This is a genomic window from Caproiciproducens lactatisolvens, from assembly GCF_052443335.1.
GTDB lineage: Bacteria > Bacillota > Clostridia > Oscillospirales > Acutalibacteraceae > Caproiciproducens.
This window is the reverse complement of record NZ_CP195750.1, coordinates 1,583,223-1,607,029: the sequence shown is the minus strand read 5'-3', so window position 1 is coordinate 1,607,029 and position 23,807 is coordinate 1,583,223. Positions and strand designations below refer to the sequence as shown.

Here is a 23,807-nt window from a genome sequence, read left to right as displayed (position 1 = left end):
TTTGCCGAATCACATTTGCGGTTTATTTTATGAATTTTACAGGATAATGCATATCAGGCCGTTGCAGCCTTCATTGATGATCCGTTCTATCGTCTCGCGCACCTTATCCCGTGCGTCCGTAGGCATTCTGTACAGCTTGTTGTGCAGGCCCTCGTTCACAAGCTCGTGCAGGCTCTTGCCGAAGATATTGGATTCCCAGATTTTGGAGGGGCTTTCCTCAAATTCCTTCAGCAGATACATGATCAAATCCTGCGACTGCTGCTCGGAACCCACAATCGGTGTCAGCTCCGTCGTAATTTTCGTCTTCATCATGTGGATGGAAGGCGCCGCCGCTTTCAGACGCACCCCGTATTTGCCGCCCTGTTTGATGATCTCGGGCTCGTCGAGCGTAAGCTCCTCAATATCCGGCATCACAATTCCGTAGCCGGTGTCCTGCACATCCTGATAGGCGTCTTTGATCTTGTTGTATTGATCCCGGATTTTTGCAAGTCCGAGGATGCTGTCGAGAAGCCCGCCCTCATCCTCAATATCGATACCGGTTTTTTCACCCAGAATTTTATAGAAAAGATTCGGCTGCAGATTAACGGCAACCCGCGCGTTGCCGGTTCCCAGATCGATGGATTCGGTTTTTGCTCCGCTGACATATTCGCATTGATTGATATCGTTGATAATCGACCCGACTTCCCTTATCCGGGAGATTTTCGAAGCCGAATTCTGAATGGTGCCGTAGACGGCGGAACGCAGCCAATGATTTTTTTCAAGGCTGGAAAGCCAGCGCGGCATATCGACCTTAATCGCCTTCACCGGGAATTCAAACAGCACTTTGGAAAGAATATCCCTGATTTGTCCCTCTTCCATTTCAAGGCAGTTGACGGGCGCCACGGGCACCTTGTATTTCTCCTGCATCTGCGAAGCCATGGAAACCGCAGGACTTGAATTCGGGTCGGTACAGTTCAGAAGGACAATAAAGGGTTTGTTGATTTCCTTCAGCTCTTTCACGACCCTCTCTTCCGCTTCCTCGTATTCCTCCCGGGGAATATCGCTGATGCTGCCGTCGGTCGTGACGACCAGCCCGATGGTCGAGTGCTCCGTAATGACCTTCTTGGTCCCGATTTCCGCAGCCATATTGAACGGAATCGGCTCGTCGTACCACGGGGTCATCACCATGCGCGGCTGATCGTTCTCTATGTATCCGAGCGCGCTTGGAACGATGTAGCCGACGCAGTCGATCATACGCACCGAGAAGGTGGCGCTGTCATCCACTTTTACTTTGACGGCCTGTTCCGGAATAAATTTCGGCTCCGTCGTCATAATGGTACGTCCTGCGGCGGACTGCGGCATTTCATCGATCGCGCGGTCACGCCTGTAGTTGGAATCCATGTTCGGAACGACGATGGTATCCATGAATTTCTTAATAAAAGTGGATTTTCCGGTTCTTACCGGACCTACCACCCCAATATAAATATCACCGTTCGTGCGCTGGGAAATATCACTGTAAATATTGCGTTCTTCCATTTTACCTCCCCCTCAGGCAGAGAAATTTAATTTTTATTGCGAATGTCTCTCAAGGAATCTACATAGGAATCAGCAGCATCCCCCTGTTCTCAACGAAATCACCGGCAAGGTCGTTTTCCAGTTTAATCGCATTGACCGAGGTGCAGTATTCACGGGCGATATTCCATAAGCTTTCACCCGCATTGGCGTAGTAAATACTTAATGCCGCGGATTTGTCCTGTGCCCTGGGTTTGGTTTCGTCAGCTGCGACATCTGTGATCAGCTTCAGGCTGTATTGGCTGTAAATTCCGGCGCTGAGCCTTAATTCAACCTTCAGATCAATTCCTCCGCCCGTAATCCGGTAGCTGATTCCCGCTACAAGCATCGAGGCGCTGCATTTGATATGATCCTCTTTCGCCTGGTAGGGGCGGGCATATTCAAAATCCATCAGCCGTTCAAAATAGACCGCCTTATTGTCCGGATTCAGGGCAAGCACACAGATATTGAATTTTCCCTTGTAATTGATTTGTCCGTTTGCATAGTCGGCGGAAACAGTGTTCATTTCATTCCAGATATCGATAATCTTTGAAATCGGTACATCCTCCAGTGCCAGAGAACCCTTGTGAATATCGGTATCGTTGATGAATTCAACAGCATTGTCGATGCTTTTCTGTTTGGAGCTGATGTTCAGCTCGTACTGCTTGGAGTAGGCGTCCGTTACCATGGTAACGTCGGAATTCTGATAGGCGGACGCATTTACAAACACCCTGGCCTGAACGTCAAAGTAAGTCTGATCACCGGAATAATCATTTTTGATCTGTGCTTCCAGCCCGGCAACATTCAGCTGGATATTGAAGATACAGTTTTCTGAGGCTCCCTCACAGTCAACCATTTCATTGAACGGAAGTGCGTACTCCATCACTTCCAGAGCAGCTTCGTTATCCGCTGTGGAATACAGGAATTTTACGCATACTTCTCCCTTGATCATCAGCTTGTTTGCGACAGGGGTATAGTCCTGAAGCACCGCAAACGCGTCGGAACGGACCAGATTATCCGCGGGCGGCTTGCCCTGCCCGAGCTCCAGCACCTCTTCCACCGTAAACTGCTGCTGAGCGAACCCGGCCATCTTGTTGATAGAAAGAGTACTTTTCTGCTCTTCCACTCCTTCGCCGTCTATGTTGGAGACCACCTCGTTCTCCCCCTGCACAATTACTTTTGCGCATGCGGAAAAAGAACCGTGTATGTCCAGGCGCCGGGGACTGGTCGCACGGCAGTTAATATATTCCACCCTGGTAAACGCAAAAATCTGCGCGTTGTCGGCAGCCTGCTTCAACTGGATGGCGGCGGAAAACGACTGACTGGTTTCATAGCAGTGAACAGCCGTACCGCCGGGATCAAGATAGAGTATTTTCACGGTGTAACTGCCCTCCAGCTCCAGTCTGTCCCCTGTAATGCTTCTGGAGGTAATGTGCGGATAAACCTGACATTTTAAAATGCGCTGTATATCGGGGCAGTAGTCAGGCAGGCTGATGTCGAGATCCACCGGCTGCTCCTGGCAGCCATCATAAATCACTTCGCTGGTGGCCAATGCCTCACGGTTAAGCATATAATCCATAAAGGTTCTCTCCTTTTCCTGTTTCTACCTAATTGTTATTCTAATCTTGTACGGTTTATGCGCATTCGCATAAAAAATTACCGGCTGCATCAGCAGCCGGCATCCGTTTTTTAATTTTCTTTTTTTATGTTAAAAAACTTTCGTAATACAAATCCTAAAAATTTCGAGCTCTTCAAAACGACTACTTTCATCTCACAAACCTCCCATTATGTTCCACACCTTAAAAGTGTGATTCCCAATATGACCATGATGATCGCTACTATAAACAGGATTAATCCCGTTGGGCAAAAACAAGAGGCAGCCAGCCCGAGCCCAAAAGCAACCGCGCATTTTGCAATTAAGCAATTATTTCGTTGCCACATCCAGCTCACCGCCATTATAAAGAATAAGACGATATTTCTTTTGTCTTATCCTCATTATATTCAGCGGCAAAGATTTTGGTTCGCTTATGACAGTAAAAAAATCAGGGCGTTTCCGCTGTGAACAAAAATCTGCGCCTGATCCTCCGTGATCTCATTGCTGACGCCGAGCGGATAGGCGGAGGAAATAGACGCTTCCCTGAGAGGATATTTCATTCCCTCGTAGCTCACCGAACAGAAACCGACGCCAAAAGGAAAAACGGAAACCGTCCGGCCTTTCAGCCCGCTCAGCGTCAGTCTGCCGCCGGAAAGCAGGAATACCCGGCAGTCCCTGTCGGCAATCACCGCTTTACAGCCCTGGGAAGCCAGATACTGCAGCGCGCAGAAATTGGAGAAGGAATGGTCGATCCTGCCGCCCAGAGCGCCGAAAAGAGTAAAATCACGGTATCCCCTTTTGATCGCTTCCTTGATCGCCGCCATCATGTCGGTATCGTCTTTTTCCTTGTTCAGACGGATGGTTTCAATGTTCTTTGGCAATTCATTTTTTACAGAGTCGAAATCACCGATGAGCAGATCGGGCGTAAGATGATGTTCCAGCGCAACGTCCAGACCGCCGTCGGCGCAAATAATAAAAGAATGATCAGGATCGATTTCATTCAGAATCCCGCCGTATTCGCAGGGAGACGAACCGATAATCACGCATTTTTTCATTTCATATTCCATTCTTTCAGATCTTTCACTTCATTGTACATGGCGACATAGCTTTCATGACGGGATTTACTGATAGCCCCCTCTTCCACCGCTTTCAAAACCGCGCAGCCCTTTTCGCAGGTGTGGGAGCAGGAGACAAATTTGCACTGATTCAGATAGGGTTCAAATTCCCGGAAGCAATACTGAAGGTTTTCTTTTTTCACCAGATCATAGCGTTCCACACTGATGGAAGAAAAGCCCGGCGTATCCGCGACATAGGTATTTTCCCCCAGCTTTAAAAAGGCAACCTGTCTTGTGGTGTGGCGGCCGCGTCCAAGCTTCTGGCTGATTTCTCCGGTCTGAAGATGGAAACGCGAATCGATCCTGTTCAGAAGAGAGGATTTTCCGACCCCGGAATTCCCCGTAAAAGCGGATATTTTGCCCTTCAGGAGCTTCTCCACTTCTTCAATTCCCTCACCCGTAGCCGAAGAAACCGTAAGCAGCGGAATCCCGGTCGTCTGATAAATGTCGTTCAGCCACTGACAGTCTTTCAAATCGCTTTTGGAGATCACGATAACAGGCTCAATCCCCCTGTCCTCCGCAGCAGCAATGATTTTGTCAATCACCAGCGTGCTGGGGGACGGATCGCAGATCGATACGACGATCACCAGCTGATCGATATTTGCAACCGGCGGGCGCACCAAAGAATTCTTCCGTGGGAGTATTTCCTCAATCGTGCCTGTCCCGTCTTTCTCCAGACTGACGGTTACATGGTCGCCGACGAAAGGAGTCACCTTGTTTTTCCGGAACACGCCCCTTGCTTTGCATTCATACAGCGTATCGGCGGCCTCCACATAGTAGAAACCGCCGATACCTTTTATAATGGTACCGTTTATCTTATCCATAAGCATCAGTCCGAAGGAGTGATGACGCCGCTCGGAATCTCGCTGTTTCCCCCCGTACTGCTGGCATTGTTATACGGATAACTTTCCCCTGCCGTGGAAGTGCCCGCGTCAAAGTCAAGCGTAAACTCCTGATACTTGTTTCCGTCCAGCTGAATAATCAGCTGCTTTTTGCCGCTGCTGCCTTTAAAAGTAAGCTGGCATACGTCGTTATAGGACGGGTTCACGGTCTTTTCCGTCTGGAGCTCATTGCCCAAATACGCTTTCAGGTTGATGTCGTGCGTCACTTCTTTCGGGAGCTTGACAAAGACATCGATGGATTTCTCCGATTTCTTACCCGAACTGACGACAATGGATACCGCGCTGCCTTTCACAACCTGCACGCCGGGCAGCGGGGAGGTTTCAATGACCACGTCTTTCGCTTTATCGCTGTCATCCTGTGCGGTAATATCCCCGACTGTCAGACCCGCCGCGATGATTTCCGTTTTTGCATCCTCTATAGTTTTGTCGATCACGGCAGGAACGGCCGTTTTTTCTTCCTCTCCGCCGGTGCTGACATAAATCTTCACCTTGGTTCCTTCCGTGACCTGCGTCCCCGCGGGGGGATCGGTATTTTTAACATGGCCCTTCTCGGTTTGGTCATCCACTACGGGCAGGACCTCGTACAGCAGATTTACTTTTTCCAGATCGGTAATCGCTTCCTCCTGCGTCTTGTTGGAAACGTCGGGAACAGAGACCGGCTTGCCGCCCGCGTTAATGGTAAGGGTGATTTCCGCGTTGGCTTTTACGGTCGTGCCCTCCTTGGGGCTTTGGCTCAGAACAATTCCCGTTTTCTGAGTAGAGTCATTTTTCGTTTCGGTAACAAAGGTCAGATTTTTATACTGATCGTTGTTCTTTACTTCTTCTTTTACTTCATCGTAGGTTTTTCCTCTGAAATCCGGTAGAACAATATTGCCGACTCCGCTGTTGCAGCTGTGAAACAGCGCGGCGATGCCAAAGCCGATGACGACAATCAGAAACGCAGAGGCAATCCCCGCGATCACTAAAGAGGCAGCCGACCTTTTCTTCTTCTTTTTGGGAGCTCTGGACGGTTCTTCTTCATATTCATAATTATCATTGTACGCAGAAGGCTCCGCGCCCTTTACCGTGTTGATCGCGTCGATATATTTGGTAGGCTTTTCATCGATAAAATATTTGTACTGAAAGCTGATGCTGGGATTCCTCCGGAAAGCTTCGATATCCCTGAGCATTTCGGCGGCGGACTGATACCTTTGCGTAGGATTTTTCTGCATCGCCTTTAACGTGATTTCCTCCAAACCTTCCGGCACGGAGGGATTGATTTCCTTCGGGGGCTTGGGGTCCGCCTGCAGCTGCATAATGGCGACGGAGACAGCGCTGTCGGCTTCAAACGGAAGACGGCCCGTAATCATTTCGTAAAGCATGACCCCTACGGAGTAAATGTCCGCCTTTTCATCGGTCAGATCTCCCCTTGCCTGCTCCGGCGCGATGTAATGGACCGAGCCGATCGCTTTGTCCGTCATCGTCCGCGTTTCACTGCGTGAAAAACGGGCAATGCCGAAATCGGTCACTTTAATCGTGCCGTCCTGCAGCAGCATAATGTTCTGGGGTTTTATGTCGCGGTGGACAATTCCCTTTTCATGAGCGTGCTGAAGCGCGCGCAGAATCTGGACGGTAAAATGGATGGCTTCTTTCCATTTGATTTCCTTCTGCTGATCCAAATATTCCTTTAACGTAATTCCATCGATAAATTCTTCGACGATATACTGGATTCTGTCACCAAAGCTGACGTCGTAAACTTTGACAATGTTTGGGTGGGAAAGCACCGCAATTGCCTTGGACTCATTTTTGAAGCGGCGGATAAACTCGTCGTTTCCCAAAAACTCGTCCTTGAGTATTTTGATTGCGACCGTACGGTCGTCAATCGTATCATACGCGCGGTAAACCAGAGCCATTCCGCCGGTACCGATCAGTTCATGTATTTCATAGCGTCCGTCGAGCCGTTTTCCTGTGTACTTATCCATAAAATCAACTCCTGTCAGCAGTAGTTTTCAATGATGACAACCGTAATGTTATCACCGCCCCCACAGTCTTTCGCGAGCGTTACAAGCTTGTCTGTCAGGCTGTCGGCGTCCATGGTTTTGGACAGCGCAAAAATCTGTTTGGCATCGATATAATTCGTAAGACCGTCCGTACAGATCAGAAGCATGCTGCCGGAACAAAACTCATTTTCGCAGTAATCAATTTGAATGGAAGGTTCGACACCCAGTGCACGGGTAATAATATTTTTCTGGGGATGTATTTTTGCCTGCTGTTCCGTAATATCTCCATTATTAACCATTTCCTGTACCATGGAGTGATCCGTAGTCAGCTGCCGAATGTTATTTTCCGTTATTAAATACGCCCTGCTGTCCCCCGCATGGGCAATATGGGCAACCCCGCCCGAAACAATCACCGCAACTACGGTTGTTCCCATACCGGCAAGCTGGATATGGTTCATTGCTTCGTCATGGATAGCGAGATTGGCGTTGTGTATCGCCGCCATTATCAGATTCTTTACGGAACTGTCAGTCATACCTTCCTGATAGGATGCGACAATGCTTTCGGAAATTTTTTCTACCGCAATTTCACTCGCAATATTGCCTCCGTTGACGCCGCCCATTCCGTCACAGACAACAGCCCACGCGGAATGTTCGGAAAAGGTGCCGCTTTTGCAGGCGTCCTGATTGGTTTGTCTGACAAGGCCAATATCACTTTTACTGAATATTCTCAACATTGGCCACCTCCTCTTTGTACCTGCGTCTGAGCTGTCCGCAGGAAGCATTGATATCCGAGCCGAGCGTTCTCCGGACGGTAACGGTTATTCCTTTATCCGAAAGGATACGGCTGAATTTTTGCAGTCGGTCGGCAGAGCTTTTTTTAAATCCGGCTCCGCTGACGTCATTGACAGGAATCAGATTGACATGGCTGAGTATCCCGCTGAGCCTTCCCGCAAGCTCCCTTGCGCAGGCGTCGCTGTCGTTCACCCCGTGAATCATGGCATACTCAAAAGAAATCCGGCGGCTCGTCATATCGACATAGTACCGGCACGCTTTCATCAGTTCCTCTATTCCCCATTTCCGGTTGACCGGCATGGTCCTGGAACGGATTTCGTCGTTTGGCGCGTGCAGGGAGACAGACAGGGTAAGCTGAAGCTTCTTTTCCGCAAGATCATAAATCTTATCCACAAGGCCGCAGGTGGAAAGAGAAATGTGCCTCATCCCGATGTTCATTCCCTCATCGGAAGAAACCAGCTCAAGGAAACGAAGCACATTCTGATAGTTATCCAGCGGTTCTCCCATCCCCATCATCACAACATTGGATATCCGGATACCGGCATCCTTCTGGGCCGACTGAATCTGCGCAAGCATTTCGGAAGCCGTCAGGTTCCGTGAAAAACCGCTTTTCCCCGTTGCGCAGAACGCGCAGTTCATTTTGCAGCCGACCTGTGTGGAAATACAGATCGTATGACCGTGATGATAGTCCATCAGAACGCTTTCCACATATTCTCCGTCGTTCAGGCGAAACAGATATTTTATGGTTTCATCCAAATGGGATTCCAGTTTTTTTTCTATCACAGCATTCGCTATGTAATATTTTTCCGACAGTTCCTGCCGAAAGGCTTTCGACTGATCGGACATTTGTTCAAAATCTTCTGCTCCGCGATGCAGCCATCTATAAACCTGCAAAGCACGAAAAGCCGGTTGGCCGTCAGCGGCAAAATCGGCTTTGATTTCTTCGAGAGTCATTGATTTCAGATCCTGCAAACTCAAGACATCCACTCCTGTTTTCTTCGAAAAGCCGCGATAAAGAAGCCGTCCGTCCCGTGAACGTGAGGCATCAGTGTCAGCTGGTTCCCCGGTTCCCCTTCGACGGCATGGCAAACCTGATCGGGCAGATTGAGAGGCAAAGGCTCAAAGTCATGGTTGTTCCGAAGGAATTTTTCCGACACCTCGCCGTTCTCTTTTGGGTTCAAAGTGCAGGTTGAATAAAATAAAGTCCCATTCGTCTTGACCAGTTTTGATGATTTACACAGAATAAGGTACTGCAAATCAGGCAAACTGTCAATAGCTGACGGTAATTTATACTTAATTTCCGGTTTTCTGCGAATGATTCCGAGACCGGAACACGGTACGTCGCAAAGGACTTTATCCGCCGGGGCCAGATCGTCTTCCGCAACAGAAGCGTCCCGTACGGCGGCGCTGATCACAGAGAGCTTTAAGCGCTGAGCCCCCTGCCGGATCAGGTTCACCTTTCCTTTATATTTGTCAAAAGCGAGAAGCTCGCCCTTGTTTTCCATGAGTTCGGCCATGGTAAAGGCTTTGCCTCCGGGCGCGGAGCACACGTCGATGACCCTCTCCCCGGGAAGCGGACGAAGTAGGAAGCAACAGAGCTGAGAAGAAAGATCCTGTATATGAAACAGGCCCTCCCGGTAACCTTCGGATTGACTGATTGCGCCCGTCTGCTGCAACTCGACAGCCTGATCCAGCCATGTAATGGGAATGGCCTTTACGCCTTCCGCATTCAGCTTTTCAATTAAGTTTTCCTCAGAAATACAAATATTATTCGTTCTGGCAAATACGGGCGGCTTTGAAAAAGTACTCTCCAGCAGACGGAGCGTACATTCTTTCCCATACGATTTCCGCCACAGAGAAATCAGCCATTGCGGGCACGAATATTGAATGCTTAGAGAGAACAACGAATCCTTTTCGGCATCCGGAATCTCTAAATTTTCAAGATTTCGGACCAGAGACCGAAGAACCGCGTTAATAAAGCCAGATGCCTTTACAGCATTGCTTTCTTTTGCAAGAATAACGGATTCGTTAACCGCTGCCGATTTTGGAATTTTTTCAAGATACAGAATCTGGTAGGCGCCCATGCGCAGGATCTCCAGCACCTGCGGAGAAAGCTTTTTAAGCGGCATTTTGGAAAACCGGCTGATGAAGTAGTCCAGGGTGATCCGGCGTTCCAGCACTCCGTAAAAGATCGCGGAAGCAAGCGCTTTGTCGCGTGGTTCCAAAGAAAAGGAAGCCAGCGTTTTGTCCAGAACAATATTGGAATAGCCTTCGTTCACATCGACATGCAAAAGAGCGGCCAGTGCTGCGGCTCTTGCATCGTCCATCAATCTCTGCCCCTTCTGTTTCCGGCAAGTACAAGCAGTCTCAGCAGGGACATAATGGCGGTAAAGCTTGCAGCCAGATACGTCATCGCCGCCGCCCGCAGAACTTTTTTTGCGCCCTCCAGTTCATCGGGATACAAAATACCGGCTTCGTCCAGCGCGCGGATTGCCCGGAAGCTGGCGTTGAACTCAACGGGGAGCGTTGCGAGCTGGAACAATACAGCAAAGCTGTAAAGCGCAATCCCCAGATTCACAACAAAGTCGTACTGAACGGGCAAAACCAGTCCGACAATAATCAGCGGAACCGCGAGCCGGGACCCGAAATTCGTGATGGGGACCAGAACGGTGCGGATTTTGTTCGGCAGGTATCCCTGCGCGTGCTGAATCGCGTGACCCGCTTCGTGAGCGGCCACACCAAGCGCCGCAATAGAAGTTGAAGCATAAACCTGGTCCGAAAGGCTGATCGTATTGTCCCGGGGATCAAAATGGTCGGTCAGGCTGCCGGAAATACGCTGCACCTGTACGCCGGAGGCGCCGCCGAACTGCGCGACACTGGAAGCCGCCTGTGCTCCCGTCATGTTTCTTGCCGTTGAGATACGGGAATATTTTTCAAAAGTCGACTTTACCCGAAACTGTGCAATCATTGTCACAATCAGCGCGGGCACAATATATACGAAATATGTATAGTCAAAATAATAAAATCCCATACCCATGATCAATCCCTCCGTTATTTCCTTTATTTTACCATAAAATCTTCGCCGGTTGGATGCCCGCGAAGAAAATCTTTTCCATTCATTTTTTTCCCGCCTTCGTATTGAACTTCCAGAAGTTCAAGGGCGGTCTTTCCACCGCAGCAAACGACAAACGAGCCGCCCGCCGTCAGAATTTCGCCGGGTTTTCTTTTGTATTGGACCGCCGGTCCGGTCCTGTGAATTTTTAAAAGCTTCCCGTGATAGGTCGTATTGGCCACAGGCCACGGGGAAAGCCCCCGGACCAGATTGTGGATCGTACCGGCCGGCTGATTCCAGTCAATACGGGAAAGCTCTTTTGTCAGCATGGAGGCATAGCAGGTGTTTTCCTCGCTCTGCGGAATACGCTGAATCGTTCCGTCCTCTACTTTTTGAAGAGTTTTGACGATCAGATCCGCGCCCATCAGCGAAAGCCGGTCATGCAGTTCGCCGGAGGTTTCCTCCGGACCGATTTCCGTCCGGGCGGTCAGCAGCATGTCTCCGGTATCCAGCCCCTCCGACATATACATTGTGGTAACGCCGGTCATCTTTTCACCGTTGATCACGGACCATTGAATCGGGGCGGCTCCGCGGTATTTCGGCAAAAGGGACGCGTGAACATTGATGCAGCCGTAAGGAGGAATCTCCAGAACCTCTTTCGGCAGTATTTTTCCGTAGGCGACGACAACGATCACGTCTGGGTTCAGATTCCGGATCGTTTCGGCGGCTTCGGCGGTGCGAAGCGTTTTCGGCTGGAAGACCTCGATATTTTTCTCGCCGGCCAGCACCTTGACCGGAGGCGGCGTAAGCGCATAGCCTCTCCCCTTCGGTTTGTCGGGCTGCGTAAAAACAGCGCAGACGTCATGCCCCGCGTCAATCAGGCTTTTCAGGCACGGAACGGCAAAGTCCGGCGTTCCCATAAAAACAATACGCATTGAATCACCCGCTTTTCTTATTTTAACTTCGCCAGTTCTTCATCACTCAGCATATGAATCACATGCGATTTAAACAAAATACCGTCCAGATGGTCGATCTCATGACACATCACCGTGGCGAGCAGTTCTTCCCCTTCTATTTCAAAGAATTCCCCTTTACGGTTCTGCGCGCGAACCTTCACATGCATCGGGCGTTTCGTAATGCCGTATTGCCCAGGGGCGGACAAACAGCCTTCCAGACATTCCTGCTCCCCGCTCTGTTCCAGAAAAACAGGATTGATCAGCTCAATTGGACCTTCGCCGATGTCGATAACAACGGCCCTTCTTAAAATTCCCACCTGCGGCGCGGCAAGGCCGACTCCGTCGGCGCTGTGCATGGTTTCCTGCATATCATCCAGCAGAGTCGCGAGCTTTTTGTCAAATTTATCTACCGGATGGGAGACTTTATTCAGGAACGGGTCTCCCTCTTTTATAATGTTTCGTATCGCCATAATTATACCTCCAAGTTACATAATACTGTCAGGGTTCATATCCGCAAATACCGATACCGAGGAAAATTCACGTACTCCCGCAAACTGAATCAGCAGGCGGGAGATCATTTCCCTGAATTTTGTACGATTGCGGCATTTAATGATCAATTTATATCTATATTTATTACTTACTTTCCCGATTAATGCCGGAGAGGGGTTCAGCACCCTCATCGGCTGCCCGGAATACTCGCTTTGCGCAAGAGTTGTCAGCATATTTAAAAAGGCTTTGCTGGCTTCCCGCACTTTCGCTTCCGTACCCCCCACAAAACCGACAACACAAATATCTGAAAAAGGAGGATAGAGCATCGCTTTTCGGATCGCAATTTCCCCTTCATAGTATTCCTGATAATCCTGCCTGGCGGCAAGCTTGATAATATCGTTTTCCGGGGTAAAGGTCTGAATAATCGCTTTCCCCGCAAACTGGCCGCGGCCCGAACGGCCGACTACCTGTGTCAGAAGGTCGAACGCGCGTTCATAGCTTCTGAAATCGTCGCTGTAAAGCGTCTGATCGGCCGAAAGCACACCGACAAGCGTAACATTTTCAAAATCAAGCCCTTTTGCGACCATCTGCGTCCCGATGATAATGTCGTATTCTCCTTCGGCAAACTGCCGGAGCTTTTTCTCATAGGCAAACCGCGTCATCGTTGAGTCGGTGTCCAGCCTCAGTATACGCGCATCGGGCAAGAGCTCCTGCAGCTGCTGTTCGGCCCGCTGCGTGCCGTAACCGGTGAAGTGGACCTTATTTTCATGGCACTGGGGGCACTCTTTGATCAGCGGCATGGAATAGCCGCAGTAATGGCACATCAGGCGGTGATTGGCGGAGTGGTATGTCAGCGAAATGCTGCAGTTCGGACACGTCATTACATGGCCGCAGGCCTTGCAGGAAACGAACGTGTTATATCCCCTGCGGTTCAGCAGAATAATCGACTGACGACCGTTTTTCAGGTTCTCATCCAATGCCTGATGCAGAACCGAACTCAAAATCGTATTGTTTCCGCTTTCCACCTCCGCATTCATATCCACCACCGTTACTTCCGGAAGGACGGCATTGCCGTAGCGGGTGGAAAGCACATTGAAGCTGTAGTGCCCATTCTGTGCAAGATAATAGCTTTCAATGGACGGAGTGGCCGAAGACAGTACAAGCAGCGCCTTATGGTAAGCGCAGCGAAACTTTGCCACATCCCGCGCATGATAGCGCGGAGAGGATTCCGATTTATAGGTGTATTCCTGTTCCTCATCCAAAATAACGAGTCCCAGATTTTCAAACGGAGCAAAAACCGCCGAACGCGTCCCAACCGCGATCAGCGCTTCTCCGTTCCTGACTCTTTTCCATTCGTCCATGCGCTCCCCAAGGCTCAGTCCGCTGTGAAAGACGGCAACATCCCTTCCGTAGCGCTGGTGAAACAAAGAGATCGTCTGAGGGGTGAGGGAAATCTCCGGTACCATCACAATCACGCCGCGGCCGTCCGATCTGACCGCATCGATCAGCTTCATAAAAACGGATGTTTTTCCGCTGCCGGTAACACCGTACAGCAAAGAAACGCCGCCGCTGCCGGAAGTGTATTGCCGGTATAAATTCGTGTATGCCTGCTGCTGCTCCGCAGAAAGGACGATATCTTCCGCGGGCCCGCCGTTCTGAATATGATCGTAGGGATTCCGATAAATTTCAATCTCGTAGTATTGCGCGAGTTCCTTTTTGACCAGCGCGTTCACAACCACAGGGGTAACACCCGCAAAATAACAGAGCTCCTTTAAAGAAGCGCTGCCGACGTCGCTGAGAAGATTGTAAACGCTTTTCTGCTTCAACGTCAGTTTATGCGGTTCCTGATTTTCGGTTAACCGCACCATTTTCTGCGAAGCGTCTCCCACCTGCCGGACTGTTCCGCTGCTCTTGACCAGTATGTTTGCCTTACAGAGCTTTTCGGGGACATTGGAATCACCGGAAAGCCCCAGCTCCTTTAAAAGCTTATCACGGTCGACGCTGGCGCCGGCATGGGAAAGATAGCGAACGATCTGTCTTTCAACTTCGTCCAAGCCGTCCATATCCAAAGAAGGAATGGGAACGGCAAGCGAATACTCCGTTCTGATTTTAAAGTTGATTCCCGTTGGCAAAAGCAGTTTGACGGCATCATAAAGCGTACAGAAATAATGCTCCTTCAGCCAAAGAACAAGGCGAAGCGCCTCCTGGGAAAGGAGCGGAGCCGGGTCCAGAAGCTCCAAAACCGGCTTCAGTTTTTCCGCGCTGTCCCGACGGGTCAGAGCGAGGACCATTCCCTGCCGCTTGCTGTCGGCCCCGCCGAAAGGCACCATTACACGGCATCCCGGTTTCACCGCTGCGAGAAGCCCGGAAGGAACCGCATAGTCAAAAGCTTTGTCAAAATGATAAACGGTTTTCTCTACCGCTACTTTTGCAATGGTAAAATCGGACATTTGATACCTCGCCGGATTATTCCTTGGAACGGCTGTCTGGCTCGACAATCCTGTATTTATTTTCCATCAATTCATGAACGGCCATATCAACCGGCTTTTCAATCAGGATTTCTCCCCTGTTTTCAGCATCGGCCGCAATTTCTCTCGCTCTTTTTGAAACAGCGATCACAAGGGAATAACGGCTTTGATTTGGTTTTATAATCAAATCTGCGGATGGTTTAAGCATGATTCAGTATCCTTTCAATTAAAAGATGATCTCTCTTTACCTTATGCTTTTCGGCACAAATAATATGAATAATTTCGTCGACCGCATGATCGACCGTATCGTTAATCACAGCGTAATCGTAGTGGACTGCTTCCAGAATTTCATTTCTGGCGGCGGCAAGCCTTTTTTGTACCGCTTCTTCGCTTTCCGTTCTGCGGTCCTTCAGCCGCTGCTCAAGCGCCGCGAGCGATGGAGGAAGGATAAAAACGCTGACGCTGTCGGGACATTTCTTTTTGATCTGGGACCCGCCCTGCACTTCGATTTCCAAAATGACATCATCCCCATTTGCAAGCCAATGATCAATCGGTTTGCGCGGAGTACCGTAAAAATTTTCGCAGTATTCCGCGCTTTCAATCATTTCGTCCTGTTGCGTCATTCTGATAAATTCATCTCTGTCCACAAAAAAATAATCTCTGCCGTGGACTTCTCCCTCACGGGGCTGACGGGTTGTGGCCGATACGGATAAGCGGATATTCGGATTCTTTTCCAGCAGCTTTTTCAGGATAGTATCTTTCCCCGCACCTGACGGACCGGAAAATACAATCAGAAGTCCCTTATTCTTCATCGTCTTCAAGCTCCTCGTCGGTCAGGTCCTCTTCGCGGTCATTCAGCCTGTTGGCGACGGTTTCCGGCTGCACGGCGGACAGAATCACATGGTCGCTGTCCGTGATAATCACCGCTCTGGTTCGGCGGCCATAGGTTGCGTCGATCAAAGTACCGCGCTCCTTCGCGTCCTGTATCACGCGTTTGATCGGAGCGGACTCCGGACTGACAATCGCAACAAGCCGGTTGGCGGAAACCATGTTGCCAAATCCGATATTAATAAGCTTCATAAAGACATCCCCCTCCATTGCCTTGGCAATGATTACTCTATATTTTGTATCTGTTCGCGGATTTTTTCAATCTCCGCTTTGATGTCCACAACCATGTACGCGATTTGGGAATCAATGCATTTGGAACCGATGGTATTCGCCTCACGGTTCATTTCCTGTACGATAAAATCCAGCTTCCGGCCGATCGCCTCATTGGAATTCAGCATATTGGAGAACTGTTCAAAATGGCTGCGAAGCCGTACGGTTTCTTCAGAGACAGCGATCTTATCGGCAAAAATAGCAGTTTCGGTCAGGATTCTCTGTTCGTCGATATTGCTGTCGCTCAACAGCTCGGTCAGCTTCTGGGTCAGCTTCTGCTGATATTCGCTTACGGTCTGCGGAGAGCGCTCCTCAATTTTCCCGACCGTCTGCAAAATCGTTTCCGCACGCTGCAAAACATCCGCCTTTAAGCGTTCCCCCTCTATTTCCCTCATTTTCAGAAACGCAGTCAACGCCTGATCGGTAACCTGCCGGACGGAATCCCAGATGATCTGCTCGTCTTCGGGCGCTTTATGAACGGTGAAGATATCGGAATATCTTGAAACGGTCCCCACGGAAATATCGTCCCGCAGATTGTACCGCTGCGCAAGCTCCCGCAGCGCATTCACATATCCCGCCGCCAGAGAATGGTTGACCAGCACCTGGGCATCCGTATTCTCCATGGTCTCAATGGAAGCATAAACGTCGATTTTTCCTCTGGAAATTTTGCTTTGCAGGTATGATTTCAATTTCTCATCCAAAAAGCCGTATCCGCGGGTGATTCGGGATGAAAATTCAAAATATCTGTGATTCACGGATTTAATCTCAACGATAATGTCCCTTCCGCTGATCACCTCTTCGCATCTTCCAAAGCCCGTCATGCTTTTAATCACGCAGTATCATCTCAATTCACTTTCAATTTATCGTGCAGGGCTCTCTTCCATTTTGAACAAAGAGCATTATTAATAATAATATCAGTTTTCCATAGGAATTGTCAACTATAGCAAAACAATTCAGCCCCAATTCTGGGGCTGAATTGATCGGGAAAAGGATATTAGACTGGGTGAACCATTTTTTCGGCATCCGCGTGCTTTCCGTCAATACCGTATTTTTTCTCCGCGCGTTTCTTGAAGAAGTCGGTAGCGACCTTCGGGAACTGGGCATAGGAAAGGACGTCTTCCTCCTGCTCCGTCCACTGGGCGCACTCTTTGCGGAGGGATTCGAGTTCGGGCTGCAACAGGTCGGCCGGGCGGCATGTAACTCTCGGCGTGTCACCGATAATCTTCTTCGCAAACTCGTCGTCGATCGGCAAAGGAGTGGAGCCGTATTTTCCGGCCACCAGATCCTTGAATTCATTCGTGCACATTTTGTAACGCTCGCCGGTAATGATATTGTACACAGCCTGCGTACCGACGATCTGGGACGTAGGCGTAACCAGCGGCGGATAACCGGAATCCTTGCGGACACGAGGGACTTCCTGAAGAACCTCCTCCAGTTTGTCTGCCTTGCCGGCCTGCTTCAGCTGTGAAAGCAGGTTGGACAGCATTCCGCCCGGCACCTGATAAATCAGGGCCTTCGTGTTTGTCGCCAGCATGCTGGGGTCAAGCAGACCGCTCTTGATGTACTTTGCCCTCAGGGTCATGAAATATTCCCTGATTTCGTTGAGCAGAACCAAATCCAGGCCGGTATCGTATTCCGTTCCCTTGAGTGCCGCCACCATGGACTCCGTCGGAGTGTGAGAGGTTCCCAGCGCCATAGGAGACATGGCCGTATCAAGCAGATCGGCGCCGGCTTCCACGGCCTTCAGCTCACACATGGAAGCAAGGCCGGAGGTATAATGCGTATGCAGCTGAACCGGGATTTTGACCGCGGATTTGATGGCTTTGACAAGGTCGTAGGTCTCGTAAGGCGTTAAAAGAGCGGCCATATCTTTAATGCAGATGGAATCCGCTCCGGTTTCCTCGATTCTCTTCGCATAGTCAATATAATATTCATGCGTAAAAATCGGGCCGGTCGTATAAGAAATAGCGACCTGTGCGTGAGCGCCCTCTTTTTTGGCGGCCTTGATGGCGACATTTAAATTCTTGATATCATTCAGGGCGTCAAAAATTCTGATAATGTCGATGCCGTTCGCAACGGAGCGCTGGACAAAATATTCCAGTACATCGTCGGCGTAATGACGGTAGCCAAGCATATTCTGCCCTCTGAAAAGCATCTGCAGCTTTGTGTTCGGGCAATTTTTGCGAAGGGTTCTCAGCCTTTCCCACGGGTCCTCGTTCAGGAAGCGGAGACAGGCGTCGAAGGTGGCGCCGCCCCAGCATTCCAGGGAATGGTACCCGACCTTGTCGAGCTTATCAAGGATGGGCAGCATGTCTTCAATCGGCATTCTGGTTGCAATTAAAGACTGGTGAGCGTCGCGCAGAATCGTTTCGGTAATTCCAATTTTTTTAGCCATGATAATGCCCCCCTTACTGGAGGGAAACAAGAGGAGTGCCGGAATCAACACTGTCCCCTTTGTTTACATGAACCGCCGCGACAGCAGCGTCGTGCGGAGCCATAATCTCATTCTCCATCTTCATCGCTTCTAAAACAAGCAGGACGTCGCCCTTTTTCACAGTCTGGCCCGCGGTTACGTTAACGGAAACGATCGTGCCCGGCATCGGGGAGGAAATCAGTTCCGCATCGGCCGGAACAGCCGCCTTCGGAGCGGGAGCCGGCGCCGGTGCAGCGGGTGCACTTGCCGGAGCAGGAGCGGGGGCCGCGGCCTTGGAAGCCGGGGCGGCGGGTGCGGAAGCCACAGCTCCAGGAGCAGAACCGCTTACTTCTTCAACCTGAACATCATAAACAGTGCCGTTGACGGTTATTTTAAGGTTTTTCATATGTTTGACCTCCTAAATAATTCAAATGGATCTGCGGTGACTATATTTGAATGTTGCTGTGTTTCTTGGGAAGACCGGAAACTCTTTTGCCCGATATCATCTGCAGGGCGGCAATCACGCGGATTCTTGTTTCTTCCGGAAGAATAATGTCTTCCACAAATCCGTGGGCGGCGGCGCCAAACGGAGACGCTTCCGTCGTTTTGTATTCTTCAATCAACCGCTTACGGTCCTCAACAGGATCGGCGGAACCCGCCAGATGGTCATTCCAAAGAAATACGGCCGCGGTTTCCGGTGCAAGCGGAGAAACCACCGCGTTCGGCCACGCCATGGTATAATCGGCATTGGCTCCGCGTCCGGCCGCCGCAACGTAAACCGGACCGTAAGCCGAGCCGGTAATGACGGTGACTTTTCCGGTCGTTGCTTCCGAATAGCAGCTGGACAGCTTGGAAGCCTCCCGCAGGGAAGTGAATTTTTCAGCGTTTACAAAGGTGACGACCGGCAGCGAAAACGCATCGCAAAATCTTACAAAGCGCGCCGCCTTTGCGCAGGCGTCCGCATTTAGCACACCGGTCAAGGCAACGACGCCCGTGGTTGAGCCGTCAATCTCGGACAGTCCCGTAACAGCGGCTTTGCCGTATTTTTCACTGAGCTCCAGGAAGCTGTCGTCATCGCAAACCGCCGAAAGAATGGAATGGATGTCGGAGTCATCGGTCAGGTCGGCCGTGTCGGCGGAGCCCTGCATATCCAAGACCGGGGCCCCGGAAAGATTATTGGAAGGCAGAAGGGTAATCAGCTTGCGTACGGAAGAAATCGCGTCCTGCTCGCCACCGGCAACAAGATGGCAAACGCCCAGCTCCGCGGCCTCATCTGCGGAACCGTGTTCCCCGTTTGTATCGATGGTCAGCTCGCCCTTATCCGACATCACCACAATATCGGCGCTGGCGGCGATCATAGCGGATGTACCGATGCAGGGACCCAGCACGAGTGAAATCTGTGGAACAACGCCCGAAAGATTATTGGCGGTCAACAGAATGTCGCCGTAAGCCGCCAGCATATTGCCGCCCTCTTTCAGCCGGCCGCCGATAGAATCGTAGATTCCAACGACAGGAAGTCCTGTTTTAAGGGCGAGATTGTATAGCTTTTTGATTTTTGCAGCCTGTGCGCTCGACATGGCACCGCCCGCAACGTCGCTGTTCTGGGCAAAAGCGTAAGCGGGTACGCCTTCAATTGTGCCATAACCCGCAACAACTTCCGTATAGTCTTCCCCTGACCTGGACAAGCTGTCGATTTCATTGAAGCTGCCTACGTCAAATAAAGTGCTGATACGTCGATAGCCTGTCGCATTTTTCGCCGTATCACGGGCGGTATGCAGCCGTTCCGCACAATCGACCTTACTCATTTTCCATTCCTCCGTTTTATATTGAATTTTCATGTAAAAAAATTAACGAAATCAAATTAAGTATAATATATTACAAAGAAGTTAGCAAGTATTTCCGAAAAATTTTGTTTATTTTTGACATATCTTTATAAAATTCGACAGAGGACTTGTGAATTTATCATTTGACCATAGAAAACCGCATCCGGAAAGGAACTCCTGAAGTTCGTCTATCCGGGATTCCATCCGATAGGCGCCGATCGCCGCTCCGTAGGAGGCGGCGGCCCGGAGCATGCTGTCCGCGCACAAAAGGCCATGCGCATCCAGCTCTTTCAGGCTTTTGCACCCGGCGATTTCCATTTTCAGCATCCGGATCACCGAAGACTGCATGTCGACGACCACATATCCCAGCTCCCGCTCCCCTTCCCTCATCACGAGAATCCGCGCATTATTTTCTGCGGCGGGAAGGGTCCGTACGATTTGGGCGGCTCTGTCTTGGTCGTTTAATGTCAGAATGGAAATCATCCGCTTCACTCCCCGCTTCTTTATGCTGCTTGTCCGCTTTTGCTCCGGCAGTAAGCTTTTTGACTTCCTCAGCGGTAAGGGGCCGCCACGTTCCGGGCTGGAGCATTCCAAGCTTTACAGGACCGACCGCAATCCGCTTCAGCCGTGCTACTTCCAGACCGAGCTGTTCGCACATTTTGCGGATCTGACGGTTTCTGCCTTCGTACAGCACGATTTCCAGCACCACGCGCCCGGTTTCCTGGGAAAGAACATTGACCTTGGCCGGCGCGGTTTTCCTGCCGTCGATTACGATGCCCACCGCTATCTGGGTCAGCTGGTCTTCCGAAATGGAAGGATGCACCGTTACGCGATAGGTTTTGGGAATATGCAGCGACGGGTGAGTCATCGCGTTGGCAAATTCCCCGTCGTTCGTCATCAGCAGAAGCCCTTCGGACTCCCGGTCCAAACGGCCCACCGGATAAATACGCTCCGGCACATCCTTAATGAGCTCTGCCACACATTTCCGGTCCATCTCATCACTCATGGTGGTGATAAAGCCGCGCGGCTTGTTCAGCATGATATAGACCGGCTTCACATGAGTGTCCAGCAGCCTGCCGTTCACGCTGACCTTATCCTTTTTCGGATCTACCTTATCGCCGATTTTTGCTGTAACGCCATTTACCTTTACTTCTCCGGCGGAAATCATTTCTTCCGCCTTTCTTCTGGAAGCAACCCCGCAGTCCGCAAGCATTTTTTGCAGCCTAACATCTTTTGCCATCGTATAATACATCCTTTATATTTCATTTATAAAAACAGATTTTTTACCCAGTCCCAAAATATCTGGAACCTGTTTTTGTGGATCGCAGCTCTCGGGACCTGCCCGTCGGCAATCAGGTCCGTGGTGGCAAGCGTTTTCCCATTCAGCGTGTACCTGACAACGCCGAGCGTCTGCCCCTCCTGTATGGGCGCATAAAAAAAAGAGGGCAGTTCAACAGTCCTTTTTATGTTTGGTATTTCATCAGCGGTCACAACGATTTCTTTCCCCGCGCTGCCCTTCACCATAATCCGGTTTGACGAACCGCCCACAACCGGAATCTGCACAGTGAAAGAGGAGTCGTCAACGGGATACGAGGACAATTGCGCGAACCCGTAATTCAGCATTTTCTGATGATCGTTCCAGTCGTCGGGCGCATCCAGCGTAACCGCGACCAGACAGACCCCATCCCGCTCCGCCGAGGAGACCAGACATCTTCCGGATTTTTTGGTAAAGCCCGTTTTTACCCCGATACAGCCCTCATACATGCCCAGCAGCTTGTTGTGATTGGTAAAACGGATGGTCTGAACCGGATTCACATATTGCACGGTGACCGCCTTTTGGGAGGCGATTGCCGCAAAATCGGGGTTCTGCATCGCCGCCATGGCCAATTTGGCCAGATCGCTGGCTGTTGTATAATGCTCCGAATTGTCCAGGCCGGAGGGCGTGACAAAATGGGTATCCTTCATGCCCAACTGCTGCGCCCGCTGATTCATCAGCTCCGCAAAGGCATCTAAGGAACCGCCTATGGCAATGGCCGCGGAGTTGGCCGCGTCATTTCCCGAAACGACCAGCATCCCTTCCGCCAGAGACTTCAGGCTGAGCTTGTTGCCGGGCTTCAGGCCCATGGAGGAGCCCTCTACCCGAACCATGCTGTCCGTTATGGTAACGATTTTATTATCCACCGCGGCGGTTTCCAGCGTAATCAGAGCCGTCATGATTTTTGTCGTGCTTGCCATGGGCCGTTTGTCATTTTCGTTCTTTACGTATAGTACCTGCCCATCGTCCGCGTTCATCAATACCGCTGATTTTGCGGAAACCTGCGGCTGGCCATCCGCCCACACGGAAACCGGAAAGGAAAGAGAAAAAAATAACAGACATAACCATAAAGATATTTTCTTTTTTAACAAAACAACCACCTGCCTATCAATTTATATGCAAGCGGTTGCTTCAATATTGAAAAATTATATTTGCGGGTCGTCCAGTTTCACGCCTTTTGTCTGTGAAACATCATCCCCGTTTTTGTTTTCAGGGCTCTTTGATTTTTTTCCTTCGCCCTTTTTGTTAAAAAGGCCGCTGATTTTATCGACCACATCGGGGAACATGCCGATCACTCTGTCCGCGGTATTGTTGTAAGGGTCAATCTGCAGCATTTTCACCGAGCCGTTGCAAATCGTAATGAAAGCCACCGGATTGATGGAAACACCGGCTCCGGTACCTCCGCCGAAAAAGTTCTTTTCCGACTGGACTTTACTTGGGAAGTCCGAACCGCCGGAAGCAAACCCATAGCTGATTTTGGAGATCGGAATAATAATGGATCCATCCGGTGCGGTGATCGGGTCACCGACAATGGAATTGATGTCAACCATTTGCTTGATTTTTTCCAGAGTTGTATTCATCATGCCTTCAATAGGATGATCGCTCATTTTTAATGCACCGCCTTATCTGTCGTTTTTTTGATTTTCGTTGGGTTTATTTTTATTTTTTTCAGCAGCATCAATGATTTTAATAGCGCGGGCAGCATGGACGAAAGGATAAAAAGCAGCTTTGCTTTTATTTCGCAGGTAAAGAAAATCCGGCTCTCCTTCTCGTTGAAGTCGGGAGCGATATGGATATGATAGTCCTTGCATTTCACCCGGGTAACAAGCACCGCCATTGCGGGATAAACCACGGAACAGGTGCATCCGTAGGAAATGGCAGCCTGCGCGGCGTCTTCATCCGCAACCGCAATATCGACAAAAATACGCTGAATGACAACATGAGAAAAAAGGTTTTTAGCCGCCCCTGTGGCAATAGAGGCAAATTCACTGATGATGTCCAAAAAACCGGATAAACCCTTACGCTTTATTATGTCCCTGAATTTTGAATATGCGTCACTTTTTTCTCCTGTTTCTTCCTTTCCAGTTTTTTCCGGTTCCCCGGTTTCCTGGGGTTCCGACGGAATTTGATAGCTAAAAAACAAATACTTGATTTTCGCGGAAAACTCCTGTTCAAAACAGGCGGAAACAGAAACGGGAAAGAGCAGAAGGGCAAAAAGGAA

Annotated in this window: 24 protein-coding genes; all 24 read right to left on the bottom strand. The window is 50.2% G+C overall.

The window, feature by feature from the left end; genetic code table 11:
- Positions 1-36: 36 nt before the first annotated feature.
- A complete protein-coding gene (spoIVA, locus tag ACRQV7_RS07915; protein ID WP_275715787.1) occupies positions 37-1,515 on the bottom strand; it encodes a stage IV sporulation protein A in 1,479 nt (492 codons plus the stop codon).
- Positions 1,516-1,573: 58 nt separating this feature from the next.
- The gene (locus ACRQV7_RS07910) at positions 1,574-3,109 is read right to left on the bottom strand and encodes an SPOCS domain-containing protein (protein WP_444657733.1); all 1,536 of its coding nucleotides are present in this window, start codon (positions 3,107-3,109) and stop codon (positions 1,574-1,576) included.
- A 446-nt stretch (positions 3,110-3,555) separates the two neighbouring features.
- A complete protein-coding gene (locus ACRQV7_RS07905) occupies positions 3,556-4,179 on the bottom strand; it encodes a thiamine diphosphokinase (protein ID WP_444657732.1) in 624 nt (207 codons plus the stop codon).
- Positions 4,176-5,063: a ribosome small subunit-dependent GTPase A gene (rsgA, locus tag ACRQV7_RS07900; protein WP_444657731.1), complete on the bottom strand. Its 888-nt coding sequence runs from the start codon at positions 5,061-5,063 to the stop codon at positions 4,176-4,178. Before rsgA ends, ACRQV7_RS07905 begins: the two co-directional genes overlap by 4 nt.
- Before the next feature lie 5 nt (positions 5,064-5,068).
- Positions 5,069-7,102, bottom strand: a complete 2,034-nt coding sequence (gene pknB, locus ACRQV7_RS07895) for a Stk1 family PASTA domain-containing Ser/Thr kinase (protein ID WP_444657730.1) — start codon at positions 7,100-7,102, stop codon at positions 5,069-5,071.
- Positions 7,103-7,116: 14 nt separating this feature from the next.
- Entirely contained in the window at positions 7,117-7,854 is a 738-nt protein-coding gene (locus tag ACRQV7_RS07890; RefSeq protein WP_444657729.1) for a Stp1/IreP family PP2C-type Ser/Thr phosphatase, read from the bottom strand.
- The gene (gene rlmN, locus ACRQV7_RS07885; protein WP_444660256.1) at positions 7,835-8,866 is read right to left on the bottom strand and encodes a 23S rRNA (adenine(2503)-C(2))-methyltransferase RlmN; all 1,032 of its coding nucleotides are present in this window, start codon (positions 8,864-8,866) and stop codon (positions 7,835-7,837) included. The genes ACRQV7_RS07890 and rlmN overlap by 20 nt, the downstream gene beginning before the upstream one ends.
- A 20-nt stretch (positions 8,867-8,886) precedes the next feature.
- Complete coding sequence (gene rsmB / locus ACRQV7_RS07880; RefSeq protein ID WP_444657728.1) at positions 8,887-10,239, bottom strand: 16S rRNA (cytosine(967)-C(5))-methyltransferase RsmB; 1,353 nt, start codon at positions 10,237-10,239, stop codon at positions 8,887-8,889.
- A complete protein-coding gene (locus ACRQV7_RS07875) occupies positions 10,239-10,943 on the bottom strand; it encodes a zinc metallopeptidase (protein ID WP_275715969.1) in 705 nt (234 codons plus the stop codon). The genes rsmB and ACRQV7_RS07875 overlap by 1 nt, the downstream gene beginning before the upstream one ends.
- Before the next feature lie 29 nt (positions 10,944-10,972).
- Positions 10,973-11,899 (bottom strand): methionyl-tRNA formyltransferase, encoded by a 927-nt coding sequence (gene fmt, locus ACRQV7_RS07870; protein ID WP_444660180.1) that lies wholly within the window; start codon positions 11,897-11,899, stop codon positions 10,973-10,975.
- 17 nt (positions 11,900-11,916) lie between these two features.
- The gene (gene def / locus ACRQV7_RS07865) at positions 11,917-12,390 is read right to left on the bottom strand and encodes a peptide deformylase (RefSeq protein WP_275715771.1); all 474 of its coding nucleotides are present in this window, start codon (positions 12,388-12,390) and stop codon (positions 11,917-11,919) included.
- Between the two features lie 15 nt (positions 12,391-12,405).
- A complete protein-coding gene (priA, locus tag ACRQV7_RS07860) occupies positions 12,406-14,859 on the bottom strand; it encodes a replication restart helicase PriA (protein WP_444660177.1) in 2,454 nt (817 codons plus the stop codon).
- A gap of 16 nt (positions 14,860-14,875) precedes the next feature.
- Positions 14,876-15,085 (bottom strand): DNA-directed RNA polymerase subunit omega, encoded by a 210-nt coding sequence (locus ACRQV7_RS07855; protein WP_444660176.1) that lies wholly within the window; start codon positions 15,083-15,085, stop codon positions 14,876-14,878.
- Positions 15,078-15,689, bottom strand: a complete 612-nt coding sequence (gmk, locus tag ACRQV7_RS07850; RefSeq protein ID WP_444660174.1) for a guanylate kinase — start codon at positions 15,687-15,689, stop codon at positions 15,078-15,080. The genes ACRQV7_RS07855 and gmk overlap by 8 nt, the downstream gene beginning before the upstream one ends.
- On the bottom strand, positions 15,679-15,957 hold the full coding sequence (gene remA, locus ACRQV7_RS07845) for an extracellular matrix/biofilm regulator RemA (protein ID WP_219966407.1): 279 nt from the start codon (positions 15,955-15,957) through the stop codon (positions 15,679-15,681). The genes gmk and remA overlap by 11 nt, the downstream gene beginning before the upstream one ends.
- Positions 15,958-15,989: 32 nt before the next feature.
- Positions 15,990-16,868 carry a YicC/YloC family endoribonuclease gene (locus tag ACRQV7_RS07840; protein ID WP_444660171.1) on the bottom strand — a complete coding sequence of 293 codons (879 nt, stop codon included), beginning with the start codon at positions 16,866-16,868 and terminating at the stop codon, positions 15,990-15,992.
- Positions 16,869-17,029: 161 nt separating this feature from the next.
- Entirely contained in the window at positions 17,030-18,430 is a 1,401-nt protein-coding gene (locus tag ACRQV7_RS07835; RefSeq protein WP_444660169.1) for an oxaloacetate decarboxylase subunit alpha, read from the bottom strand.
- A gap of 13 nt (positions 18,431-18,443) precedes the next feature.
- Positions 18,444-18,854 (bottom strand): biotin/lipoyl-containing protein, encoded by a 411-nt coding sequence (locus ACRQV7_RS07830; protein WP_444660167.1) that lies wholly within the window; start codon positions 18,852-18,854, stop codon positions 18,444-18,446.
- Positions 18,855-18,894: 40 nt separating this feature from the next.
- Positions 18,895-20,253: an acyl-CoA carboxylase subunit beta gene (locus ACRQV7_RS07825; RefSeq protein WP_444660165.1), complete on the bottom strand. Its 1,359-nt coding sequence runs from the start codon at positions 20,251-20,253 to the stop codon at positions 18,895-18,897.
- A gap of 108 nt (positions 20,254-20,361) precedes the next feature.
- Complete coding sequence (locus tag ACRQV7_RS07820; protein WP_444660163.1) at positions 20,362-20,661, bottom strand: hypothetical protein; 300 nt, start codon at positions 20,659-20,661, stop codon at positions 20,362-20,364.
- Between the two features lie 16 nt (positions 20,662-20,677).
- Positions 20,678-21,511 carry a pseudouridine synthase gene (locus ACRQV7_RS07815; protein WP_444660161.1) on the bottom strand — a complete coding sequence of 278 codons (834 nt, stop codon included), beginning with the start codon at positions 21,509-21,511 and terminating at the stop codon, positions 20,678-20,680.
- Positions 21,512-21,537: 26 nt separating this feature from the next.
- Positions 21,538-22,563 (bottom strand): D-alanyl-D-alanine carboxypeptidase family protein, encoded by a 1,026-nt coding sequence (locus ACRQV7_RS07810; protein WP_444660159.1) that lies wholly within the window; start codon positions 22,561-22,563, stop codon positions 21,538-21,540.
- A 168-nt stretch (positions 22,564-22,731) separates the two neighbouring features.
- Positions 22,732-23,193 (bottom strand): GerW family sporulation protein, encoded by a 462-nt coding sequence (gene ytfJ, locus ACRQV7_RS07805; RefSeq protein ID WP_444660157.1) that lies wholly within the window; start codon positions 23,191-23,193, stop codon positions 22,732-22,734.
- A 2-nt stretch (positions 23,194-23,195) separates the two neighbouring features.
- Positions 23,196-23,588, bottom strand: coding sequence for a DUF2953 domain-containing protein (locus tag ACRQV7_RS07800; protein WP_444660155.1), 393 nt, complete (start codon positions 23,586-23,588; stop codon positions 23,196-23,198).
- Positions 23,589-23,807 lie beyond the last annotated feature (219 nt).